Raw genomic sequence first — 12193 nt, 5'->3', positions numbered from 1 at the left:
TTTATGCTTTGTAAATAACGGGGAATAATTCTTTGTCTAATTGGTCGCCTTCGCTCATTCCATGCCCAGTGAATGGTGGTGAGCAAGGGCCAGGACGTTCGACATATTTTGCATCATCACCGAATAACCTTAATGAAAATGCGCGTCTTCTGTTTTTGGATGTGTTGCCTCGTGAACCATGTAAGGTTTTATAATTAAAGGCAATAACGTCACCCGGTTCCATTTCCCATTCCAGCACTTTGTATTTTTCTGGATCACTATCGGGATCCGGTACGGGGATATAATCCTCCTCGTTTGGGAAAAAACCATCGCCCGATGTCCAACGCATCGGCATCACCGGCTTTTCCCATTTATGGGAACCTGCAACACATCTAAGTGCGGCTTCTTTTACAGGGTCAAGCGGGCACCAGAAACTAACCGTTTGATTGCCTTCAATGAAATAATAGGGGCTGTCCTGATGCCATGGGGTTGCCATGGATGTGCCGGGTTCCTTAACAAGCACATGTTCATGAAATACTTGGATATTTTTGGATCTTAAAAGATTTGCCGCAGCCATGCCAGCATTGGACTGTTCAATTGCTTTGGTATATTCCGGTATTCTTTGCCAATTACAGTAATCACCAAAGAAACCACCTTGTTCATCATCAGAAATATACTGGTGATGTTCCGGTCCTGGATTATTCATATTACGTTCTATGCCAGCCCTTAATACATCGACCCAATCGGCAAATAATCCTTTAATTAAAACAACACCATCATCAGCAAAATTTTTTATGTGTTGTTCAGTTATTATATCTTTTTTACTCATCTAATAAATCCTCGTGATTTTAATTTCTAGACAATATGGATAAAGTAAAATATAAAATCAAATAATATAAATTTATAAAAGTTATAAAAATATGTTATCAATTAGTGTGCGCCAAATTGAATACGCAGTTGCGGTTCTTGAGTGTGGCGGAGTGTCTGCTGCTGCGAAAAAACTCAATGTAACGCAACCCGCACTCTCGGTTGCCATTTCACAATTGGAACAGCACTTGGGAAAACCTTTATTTCTGAGAAAAAAAGGCTCTGCTGCGATTGTAACAGCCTTCGGACAAGATTTTCTTTCTCAAGGTCGTGTCATCTTAAGCCAGTTTAAAGGGCTTTTAGAGGGTGAAGCGGTTGAACTTAATAGAACAGTTAATTTGGGGTGTTTCGTAGATTTAGCTCCATTGGTTCTTGCTCCAATATTAAAGCACATCAAGCAATCATATCCAAAAGTTATGATTACACCACAAGTGGGTGATTTTGACTTTCTTAAAACAGAATTGGAAATGGGAAGGCTTGATTTCGCCGTAACTTATAATCTTGGACTTAATCAGGAATTTGAGTTTCAGGAATTAACCCAGTTGAAACCATACTTACTTGTTGAAGCTAATCATAGATTGGCGAATAAGGAAAAAATTAAATTAAAGGATATTCAAGAAGAAAACTTTGTCCTTACTGATCAGGAGCATAGCGTTAATCATATGATTAGTTTGTTTCATAATTTTGAAGCAAAAATGAATATTTCTCACCGCGTTACTTCTTTTGAAATAATGCGCAGTTTTGTTGCAAACGGACTGGGTGTTGGCATCTCCTATACAAAACCAAAATCAAATGTCAGTTATGATGGAAAACCAATAATAATGAAGGAAATTTTGGATTATACAGCAATTGAACCAGTTATAATTGTACGTAATAAATACCATCGACCAAATATTCAGATAAAAAATATAATGGACGATATTGCGAAGCTTATTCATGATTTAGTGTGAGAATGGATAATGTGATTGCCATTCAGTAATTAATACTGGTAATGTCGCGCCAAATATTATTTGCAAAATCAATGAGGGAATAATGAGCAAGGTTATTGATGTCCATACGCATATGTACACGGCCGGGTGGCTTGATCTGTTAAAAAGAAAAGGCGGGCCTGACTTAACGGTTGAAGCTGGCCTCGATAGTCCGGAAACCGTTTGTTATAAGGGCGCGAGTTTTTGTGTGCTTGACCCCCCTCATTTTGATTTTGAGCTCCGTGTAAAAAATATGGAAAAAGCGGGTGTTGATATGGCCGTTGTTTCCATGCCACCACCAGGTGTTATTTGGGGGAAAGGTGAAGTATGCCTAGAAGCCGCACAAATGACCAACAATGAATTTTCACAGGCACAAAAAGATCATCCCGAACATATTCGTTGGATGGCGGTTTTGCCGTGGGAATATCCAGAAATGGCCGTTGAGGAAATAAAACGCGCCTGTGATCTTGGCGCTGTTGCGGCGATTGTGCACGGCAGTATAAATGGCCGTCATTTGACGGATCCAGATTTTGCCCCTGTTTGGCAGGAACTGGATGATCGAGCCCTTCCGGTTTTAGTGCATCCAACATATCCGATTGGTACGGAACTTATGGAACTGGACCGATATGCTCTCATTGCTTCCACTGGATTTATGATCGATACGACACTTGCCATTTCCAAAATGATTTTTGACGGTTTCTTTGACCGTTATCCGAACCTAAAAATTATTGCGTCACATGCGGGTGCGACGCTTCCTTATCTTGCAGGGCGTTTTGACCGTGTATATGACACAACCGAACGTGCGAAAGTTAAAATCAGCAAGCATCCAAGCGAATATTTAAAGCATATTTATTATGATAGCGTCACATATGCGCAAGAGTCATTAGAACTCTGTGTCAATGTGGCGACACCGGAACATGTATTATACGGTTCTGATTATCCGTTTAACCTTGGGGATATGGAAGGTTGTCTTGCACGCGTAAATAACCTGCCAGAAGATGTAAAACATAAAGTACGTGGCGATAACGCAGAACGTATCTTTAATTTGTAGGAGTTTTTTTCATGACAGTCATCGATGTCCATACCCATGCTTATACCCGTGATTGGTACGAGATTTTAAGAAAACAAGGCGGCGAATATAACATTCAACTGCGCCCGGATGGTAAAGAGGAAATCTTTAAAAAAGATACGCCGGTTGCTTTCCCGCAGCCCGGACATTTCGATTATGACTTACGCATTAAACAAATGGATGCAACAGGAATTGATGTTTCTATTGTGTCCTTAACATGTCCGAATGTTTATTGGGGTGGCGAAGAAATAAGCTGCGCTGCGGCGGTCGCATCAAATGACAGTATGGTCGAAGCACAAAATAAATATCCTGACCGTATTCGTTGGTATACATCGCTGCCATGGGAATATCCGGAAAAGGCGGTGGCGGAGTTAGAACGCACCGTGGCGCTTGGCGCCAGTGGTGTGATGGTGCTGGCTAATATTGCAGGGCGTAGTTTGACAGATCCGTTTTTTGCACCAATTTGGCAGGCGATTGATGATAAAGCACTTCCTGTGCTTGTTCACCCAACCGATCCACCGGGTGCACTTGATATGGATATGGGATCATATGACCTAAGCTGGTCAGTTGGATTTATGTTTGATACGACACTATGTTTTACGCGTATGATATTTGATGGTTTTTTTGATAAATACCCGAATATGAAACTAATCGCGTCCCATGGCGGTGGAACGCTTCCATATCTGGTTGGGCGCTTTGAAAAAGGTGATGAGGTCGAGCTTCCCGAACGCCGCATGATGAAACGAAAACCAACGGATTATCTCAAACATATTTATTATGATTGCATCAATTATGACGCGCGTGCCATGCATTATTTAATGTCCATTGTTGGCCATGACAGGGTGATGTTTGGAACCGATTGGCCCCATCAGGTGTTTGACACACCAGGTGCCATGATACATACGGCTGACCTACCTGCGGATCAGTGTAAAGCGATCCGTTCTGAAACAGCGATGAAAGTCTTTAATTTATAATTTTTATTCCTTTAAGGGTTAATGAAAATTAAAGTATTTTTTGTGTATCTTATAATTTAACATATTAATAATTTTTAGAAATTATGAGGGGCACAGTTGGGAAGTCGTCGATTTTTATACGCTTTTGCCTCTTTGGCAAAATTGATAATCGCCATGTTGGGTGCGATATGCATTTCCAATAATGCTGCATTTTCACAAACAACAATAGAATTTACGGATGAAGAACGACAATGGATCGAAAATAATCCCGTTCTTACTGTAACGAATGGCATGGATTTGAAACCATTTGATTTCGTTGAAAATGGCGAACCCAAGGGGTTTGCCATTGATTATATGGAATTGATTGCTAAGAAGACGGGATTAACGTTTGAATATGTGAGCGGTTATCCATGGCATCAATTGTTAAGTAAAGTGAGAAATGGTGAAATTGACATTGCACAAAGCCTTGTTCAAACGGAAGAGCGATTAGAATATTTATTATTTACCCCATCATATATTGATGAACCCATTGTAAATTTTGGCCGTATCGATAGCGATCGGATAAATAGTGTCGATGATTTGAAAGATAAAAAAATTGGCGCGGTAACAGGATGGGCAATTCATGAGATTTACAGACGACTTTACCCTGAATTTGAACTTATTGAATATGACACACTTGAAGAGGTTCTAAGAGCGCTTTCGGTTGGTGATATTGATGTTTTTACAAGTTCACAATATACGGTTGAGTTTTATATATCGCAAAATTTTATCCCCAACATTGAAATGATCGGCCATGACGTCCTGTTTGAAGATGATACTGACAGTGTTGTTAGTCATAGGATTGCGACGCAAATAGATAAACCCATTTTGCTAAGTATTTTGAATAAGGGTATCGCGGCCATATCATTTCAGGAATATGATGATATTTCGCGCAAATGGCGCACCGGGTATAATTATGATAACAGCATTAATTTAACCACTGAAGAGCTTCAGTGGTTATCGGAAAATCCAGTGATCAATGTTGCCGTTGATGCGAACCTTGCACCACTGGAATATATTGATGAAAACGGTGATATACAGGGCATTGCGGGCGAATATCTATCCATTTTATCAGATAAGTTAAATGTTGAATTTATCTGGAGCGGTAGTCAGGATTTTTCACAAGCACTAGAACATATCCGTGATTCAAAAGCGCATATCATCACTGCAATGGGACCAACGCCAGAACGGGAAAGAGAATTTTTTATTTCAGATAATTATATGTCCGCGCGACATATGATATTTGCCCGCGAAGGCGCACCCATTTACGGCACATTGGATGCTTTAAACGGGAAAACTTTAGTGCAGATTAAAGACCACACCATTAATCGCCGCCTCAGGAGAGAATATCCGGGCATAAATTTAATTACTGCAGAAAATATTGATGAAGCGTTCAAAATGATTTCCCTTGGGCAGGCAGATGCCCATGTGGCCAGTCTATTAACATCATCATATTATATTATGAAAGGCGGGTATTTAAACATCGCTGTTGTTGGGGAAACCGATATTAACGCAAATACGGCCATGGCTATTAATAAAGAATATCCATTACTTGCGAGTGCGATTAATAAGGCGATGCGTTCAGTTACCGACCTTGAGAAAACGATGATTACCAATAAATGGTTTTCTATTAGGGTCGAAAATCAGGTGGACAGGACGATTATCTGGCAGATTGTTGCTGTATCCGCTTTTGGCTTTTTAATCATTTTATTATGGAATAATAGCCTTAGACGTGAAGTCAAACGCCGAAAAAAAACGGAAGCAGAGCTTATTGAAGCGCGTGTCGTTGCCGATACAGCCAATAAGGCGAAATCAACATTTCTTGCGAACATGAGCCATGAAATCAGGACCCCATTAAATGCGATTATCGGTTTTTCTGAAGCGATGATCATGGGGGTCGGCGGTAAATTAAGCACTAGTACCCATAAAGAATATCTGACCGATATTAAAAACAGTGGTGAACATCTTGCCATTGTGATCCGTGATATCCTTGATCTTTCGAAAATTGAAGCCGGTAAATGGAAACTTTCAGAAGAAGATGTAAGACTTGATAATCTGATTGAAGATTCCGTGAAAATGTTAAAACAAAACGCAGACCGGAAGAATGTGAAATTATCTGTTACTGGGAAAATGGATATCAAGCTATTCATCGATGCCCATGCCATTCGCCGTGCATTAATTAATTTGTTAAGCAATGCCATTAAATTTGTTGCTGAAGGCGGCAGTGTCACTGTAAATACAGATTATGATGACAAACATATTGTTATTGAAATCATTGATAATGGGATAGGAATTCCTGCTGACAGGTTAAGTCAGGTCCTTAGCCCTTTTGAGCAATATGGTGGTGATCATTTAATTAATGAAGAAGGAACCGGACTGGGGCTACCGATCGTTAAAAAACTTGTTGACCTTCATGGGGGTGATTTCATTCTTGAAAGTGAAGTTGACATCGGCACCAAAGCCAGAATATTACTCCCTATATCGCGGATGAGATAAAACAATTCATTTCAAAAATTTACTAGACATTGTTCTTTGTTTGTTCTAGTTTTTTGAATGAGTTGATTTATTGGGGGATATCCTTAAATGGTTGCGCATATTGAAACGGTTGCATTTGTTGGAATTGATGCCAAACCCGTGGATGTTCAGGTTCATGTTGCATCTGGATTACCAGCTTTTGCCATAGTCGGTCTGCCGGATAAGGCGGTGGCGGAAAGTAAAGAACGTGTGCGCGCTGCACTGGCGGCCATTGGGCTTGCGTTACCGCCAAAACGGATTACCGTTAATCTTGCACCTGCTGACCTGCCGAAAGAAGGGTCACATTTCGATCTTCCTATTGCGCTTGGGATACTTGTGGCGATGGAAGCGCTTCCCAGCGATATTTTAGAAGGGTATTTGGTTCTTGGGGAATTGGGCCTTGATGGTGGTATTGGTGCAGTACCGGGGGTGCTGCCCGCCGCATTATCGGCAAGTGCATCGGACCTTGGTTTAATTTGTCCTGCTGCTTGTGGGGGCGAGGCCGCATGGGCACAGGATATTGAAATAATCGCTGCGGAAAATCTATTGTCACTGATTAATCATTTAAAAGGTACTTCACAAATCCCTGCGCCAGATGCAGTGCTTGAACCACTCCAAGAAACGTATCTAGATTTAAAGGATATCAAGGGGCAGGAAAGCGCAAAACGCGCGCTTGAGGTTGCGGCGGCTGGCGGTCATAATTTATGTATGGTTGGTCCACCGGGATCAGGTAAATCGATGTTAGCAGCAAGATTGCCGGGAATATTGCCGCCAATGTCACCGCATGAAGTTCTGGAAAGCAGTATGATTGACAGTATTGCAGGGAACCTGACGGAGCATAAAATATCCCGCACACGTCCATATCGTAATCCGCATCATTCTGCATCCATGGCGGCCCTTACAGGCGGTGGGATAAAGGCAAGGCCGGGTGAAGTATCGCTCGCGCATCATGGTGTGTTGTTCCTTGATGAACTTCCTGAATTTAATCGGCAGGCACTCGATAGTTTGCGTCAACCGCTTGAAACCGGTGAAGTCGTGGTGGCACGCGCGAATAAGCATGTGACTTATCCGGCAAGGTTCCAATTGATTGCGGCGATGAACCCTTGCCGTTGCGGTCATCTGGATGATCCTGCGCTTGCCTGCAGTCGCGTTCCTAAGTGCGCGGTGGATTATCAATCAAAAGTATCAGGGCCGTTAATGGACCGGATCGATATTCATATTGAGGTTCCAGCCGTTTCTGCCGCCGATCTTGCGTTACCAAGTGCGACAGAGGGCAGTGAAGAAGTTGCGATACGCGTCGCCAATGCCAGAGAAATTCAACAGGAAAGATACGCAGGTCTTGATGGTGTTTCCTGTAATGCAGAGGTGGACGGCGAAGAGCTTGAAAAAGTAACCGTGCTTGATGAAGAAAGTAGAGAAATTTTAATGCGAGCTGTGGAAATGATGAAATTAACCGCGCGTGGTTATCACCGTGTATTAAGGGTAGCGCGCACGATTGCCGATCTGGATAATGCAAAAAATATTGGGAAAACCCATATTTCAGAAGCTATTAACTTCAGACAAAAACGTCAGATGCGTTAAAGGTTTTTATTTCATAGGGAAGAAAAGCGACACGGTGGTGCCAAGGCCTTTTTCTGTGGTGATTTCCATACGACCATCAAGAAGTTCCATGAATTTAGTAACGAGCGTAAGACCAAGCCCTGTGCCAGTGTTGCTTCTTGCATATCCTGATTGTACCTGCCCAAAATGAACAAGGGCTGTTTGTAGTTCTTCTGGGGTCATTCCAAGACCGTCATCTTTTATATCGATAACGACAAAATTATCGACGTAATGGCTTTTCACATGGATATTACCGTCAGGAGGGGTAAATTTAATCGCATTGGATAAAATATTGATGATCGATTGAACGAATAATTTTTTGTCACATTCAATTGTAGTTTCAGTGAGGTTTTTGTGAATTTTAATTCCTTTTTCACTGGCAAGGCGTTTAAGTGTATCTATAGACGCGCCAACCTCATCAACGATATCAAATTTTTCCAAAACGACTTCCATTTCACCGGCTTCTACCTTAGATAAATCGAGGATTTCATTAATAAGCGTCAAAAGATGGTGACTACTTGATTGTACAATGTTCAGATATTCTTTGTTTTTATCACCTTCTACTTTGCCAAATGTTTCCTGCCTAACCATTTCAGTAAAGCCCATTATGGCGTTTAATGGGGTTCTGATTTCGTGTGACATGTTGGCTAAAAAATCTGATTTAGCGCGGTTTGCCTCATTTAAATCATTAACCATGGCGGTTGCGTTACGATAAAACCAAATGAACGTGGCGCATAAGACAAGAATGATCAGTAACGTAGGAAATGATAATTTGGCAATGATATCACTGGCCAATGTTTTGGATTTCCAAGTGAAATATAAGGGTTCTCCGTTTCCAATTACGGTATCATAAAAACTATCGTCGACTTTGACGACTGTATCATCATTATTAAATGCGTTTGATAAATGGAATCTGTTTAAATTAAGTGTAATACCTGTGGCGGTAATCTCTTCTTCAGTGACTTCGTCAATTAAAACAAGTGCTGGTGCTCTTTTGGGGTCGAATTGTTCCCGTCTTCCATCAAGGAAGGATTCCTGCACTAACCCAATACCAATATTAAATAATCGTCCATCAAAATATTGATATATGGCAATGGAATTTAAAGCGTTGGTTTCACTTAAGGTAAGTGACGTTAATAGTTCTTCCAATCCTTTATCAAGAAAAGTATTTGGGGTGGGTAAACGCCCTGTCATGTCCGTATAAAGGATTTGATCATCCGTTCCAAAAATGAACTTTCCTTCTGCGACTTCTCTGTCGTCGGAAATATTATCCCTTATCCATGCTTCGTTAAAATTAACAGCAATATTTTCGTAAGCAGCTGTCCACCATGTGTTGTCTTCGGTTACTGCACGTAATCTTTTTGAAAGCTCAAGATAATGAGATTGTAATATGCGAATTTCAACCTTGGTCGCGGCATCATCGGATTGATTTACGGTAAGAATAAAAAGTAACGTAAAACTTATAAAGCCGAGGGCGATCATCACTCCTACAGGTATAATCAAGCTTTTTAAGTTGTTCATAGCGTCACTCAATACTAAAATAAAAATGTTAATGGCTGATAAAGCTGTTAACACATATATTATGCCATGTTTGCACGAAAAATGGAATGATTTTAATTGGTTAAAACTATTGGTATATGAAAATTACGATAATAGGGAGAAATAAGTGAAAAATTTAATTTCGAGACGGAAATTTTTAAATACCGCAGGTCGTGGTGCCTTGGGTGTCGGGCTTGTTTCATCTTTACCAATACAAAGTTATGCGCAAGCAAATATAAATTCAGAAGGAATATATTTTCCCCCACCAGAAAATCTGGGTGGTTGGCGGTCGTTTGATCCAAAAGGGCTTGATGATATTGACGAGATCAAATTGGCAGAAGCTGTGAATTACCATAATACCGCCGAAGTCAGCACAAGCCGCGGTGCAGCAATCATCATCATTCATAAAGGGCGTCTAATCGCCGAAAGTTATGTTACGGGTAATGATGGCGGGCCTGCGAATTGGACGGCCAAAACATGTAATGATATGAAGTCGTCAACCAAATCTGTTTATGGAACGGGGGCGGGTGTATTCCTTGATGAATATAGCGATCAGGTTTCGCTTGAAACTGACCTGGTGGGGCAGAGCCGCGAGACATCATTAATTCCGCAAATTTGGGATCAGTCGATCACAGACGAACGAAAGAAAAAAATCAAAGTCAAACATGTACTTTCCATGACGTCCGGGCATGCCGGACCGGAACCGTGGCTGGGTCGCGCGAAAAGGCAGCATTATAAAGATTATAAGGGCGCCTATCAGATGTATGAATATTGCTTCGGCTGGTGGAATTTCGAAGGGGTTGAGGCCCACGATACGCTTTTATTCGAGCCAGGAACCGATTACCGATATAGTAATTTTGGTATGGAACAATTTGCGCTTGCCATGCGAAATATATCCGGTCAAAAACTAGGTGAATATACATATGATAAGGTTCTTGGTCCAATCGGCATGCCGATTACATTAAGGAATAATCAGTACCGAGATATGCCGTACTCTGATAACCGTGAATTGAATTTCGATGAAATAGCAGGTTGGGGCGTTGGCGGCAGCACAGGTTGCGATGCATATGGTGCGGATGGTTCTGAAAGCCCTTACGGATTAAATTCTATCGCAGGCAGCACATTTAGATGTACGGCACGTGACTTTGCGCGTCTTGCTTATCTGTGGCTGAATAAAGGGCGTTGGATGGATGAGCAGCTAGTTCTTGAAAGCTGGATGGATATTGCTACCCAAAGATTTAAACGCGATGATGGATCAACACCAAATGGGTATGGTTATACATTCTGGGTGATGGATGATATCGACGGGGTTCCAAATGACTTATTTATGTCGCGCGGTCATAATTTGAACCACAGCTTTATAATCCCGAGCAAGGATCTTGTGGTTGTGCGTCAAGGAAATGACAATCGCCGCACGGTGAATGGTGAGGATTTCTCAGCTGCGTTAATTCGTAAGGTGGTCGCTGCGATTAAGGCTTAAGTCGGTTGATAAAGCTTTCGTCAATATCGCTAATATTTTGAACGCCAAGCAGGATCATATCGCGTTTGATAGCGTCATGTATGATTTCGACGGAACGTACCGCGCCGTCAATTCCGCCCGCGGCCAAGCCATATAAATAAGGTCTTGCGAAACTAACAGCATTGGCACCCATGGCCAGCGCTTTTAAGACATCCGTACCACGGCGAATGCCGCCATCGACAATCAGTTCTGTTTTATCAGAAACAGCATCACGAATGGGATCTAAACAAGATATGGGGGCAGGCGATGTATCAAGCTGTCTGCCGCCATGGTTTGAAATGGAAATGGCGTTAAATCCGGTTCTTTCCGCACGGATTGCGTCATCGGACCTGACCACACCTTTTAAAATGCTGGGGCCATTCCATTCACCAAGAAGCCATTCCGCGTCATCCCAACTGAATGATGCATCCAGTTGTTCAGCGACAAAATCATTAAGCGAAATTGCCGAAGTTTCCTCTGATAAATTGGCATATCTGATTTGTGGCTTTGTTAGATAATCAAGTGACCACCACGGCGCTTTCATGGCTTCCCACATTTGTTTGGGGCCAATTTTGGGTGGGATCGTAAACCCGTTTTTGGGGTCGCGTTCACGGTTACCGGCAATTGGAAGATCAACTGTTAAAAACATGGCGGTAAAGCCGGCTGCCTTGGCACGGTCCAGCATCTCTTTTACTAATCCACGGTCTTTCCAGACATAAAGCTGAAACCATTTTGGGCCATTTGTAAGTGCGCCAATTTCCTCTATGGATAGGGATGACAGGGTGGCTAGCGAATAAACGGTACCAAATTTTTCTGCGGCGATACATGGGCCGCGTTCACCGTCCGTGTGGAATAACCGGTTTCCAGCGGATGGTGATAAAATAAAAGGAACGTCAATTTTTTGACCAAGCAATGTGGTCGACATATCTGGATTATCAACACCGGAAAGAACCCGGTACATCAGTTCATAATCGTCATAAGCAGATGAATTTCTTTTCAGTGTTACTTCATCATCGGAACCACCATCAATATAATCAAACACCATTTTATGGGCGCGCTTTTTCGCGGCCATACGCAGGTCTTCTATATTGATACAGTTCTTAATATTCATGGTTTGGTTTCCCTAACTCCTTAAAAAGTAAATTAAATTTTATTCAAACACAAATCA

Annotated in this window: 9 protein-coding genes; 6 read left to right on the top strand and 3 right to left on the bottom strand. The window is 41.8% G+C overall.

The genetic code is table 11. The features are described from left to right. Window position 1 precedes the first annotated feature (1 nt). Window positions 2-808 carry a phytanoyl-CoA dioxygenase family protein gene (locus KW060_RS10615; RefSeq protein ID WP_249034802.1) on the bottom strand — a complete coding sequence of 269 codons (807 nt, stop codon included), beginning with the start codon at window positions 806-808 and terminating at the stop codon, window positions 2-4. A 91-nt stretch (window positions 809-899) separates the two neighbouring features. Here KW060_RS10615 and KW060_RS10610 point away from each other — a divergent pair, with 91 nt between their 5' ends. From KW060_RS10610 to KW060_RS10590, 5 genes are all read left to right on the top strand, one after another. Continuing rightward, a complete protein-coding gene (locus KW060_RS10610) occupies window positions 900-1796 on the top strand; it encodes a LysR family transcriptional regulator (protein ID WP_249034801.1) in 897 nt (298 codons plus the stop codon). Between the two features lie 82 nt (window positions 1797-1878). Then, window positions 1879-2865 (top strand): amidohydrolase family protein, encoded by a 987-nt coding sequence (locus tag KW060_RS10605; RefSeq protein WP_249034800.1) that lies wholly within the window; start codon window positions 1879-1881, stop codon window positions 2863-2865. 11 nt (window positions 2866-2876) lie between these two features. Continuing rightward, entirely contained in the window at window positions 2877-3857 is a 981-nt protein-coding gene (locus KW060_RS10600) for an amidohydrolase family protein (protein WP_249034799.1), read from the top strand. A 96-nt stretch (window positions 3858-3953) separates the two neighbouring features. After that, window positions 3954-6371, top strand: a complete 2418-nt coding sequence (locus KW060_RS10595; protein ID WP_249034798.1) for a transporter substrate-binding domain-containing protein — start codon at window positions 3954-3956, stop codon at window positions 6369-6371. Window positions 6372-6458: 87 nt separating this feature from the next. Next, window positions 6459-7970 (top strand): YifB family Mg chelatase-like AAA ATPase, encoded by a 1512-nt coding sequence (locus KW060_RS10590; protein WP_249034797.1) that lies wholly within the window; start codon window positions 6459-6461, stop codon window positions 7968-7970. A gap of 6 nt (window positions 7971-7976) precedes the next feature. Here KW060_RS10590 and KW060_RS10585 read toward each other — a convergent pair whose 3' ends face one another. Continuing rightward, a complete protein-coding gene (locus tag KW060_RS10585) occupies window positions 7977-9509 on the bottom strand; it encodes a histidine kinase dimerization/phospho-acceptor domain-containing protein (protein WP_249034796.1) in 1533 nt (510 codons plus the stop codon). Window positions 9510-9654: 145 nt separating this feature from the next. Here KW060_RS10585 and KW060_RS10580 point away from each other — a divergent pair, with 145 nt between their 5' ends. Further along, window positions 9655-11007: a serine hydrolase domain-containing protein gene (locus tag KW060_RS10580; RefSeq protein ID WP_249034795.1), complete on the top strand. Its 1353-nt coding sequence runs from the start codon at window positions 9655-9657 to the stop codon at window positions 11005-11007. Here KW060_RS10580 and KW060_RS10575 read toward each other — a convergent pair. Beyond that, window positions 10997-12136 (bottom strand): alpha-hydroxy acid oxidase, encoded by a 1140-nt coding sequence (locus KW060_RS10575; protein WP_249034794.1) that lies wholly within the window; start codon window positions 12134-12136, stop codon window positions 10997-10999. The two genes, KW060_RS10580 and KW060_RS10575, sit on opposite strands and share 11 nt — an antisense overlap. Window positions 12137-12193 lie beyond the last annotated feature (57 nt).

The sequence above is a fragment of the Pseudemcibacter aquimaris genome (assembly GCF_028869115.1).
GTDB classification, from domain to species: Bacteria; Pseudomonadota; Alphaproteobacteria; order Sphingomonadales; family Emcibacteraceae; genus Pseudemcibacter; species Pseudemcibacter aquimaris.
This window is presented reverse-complemented; position numbering and strand designations above follow the sequence as displayed.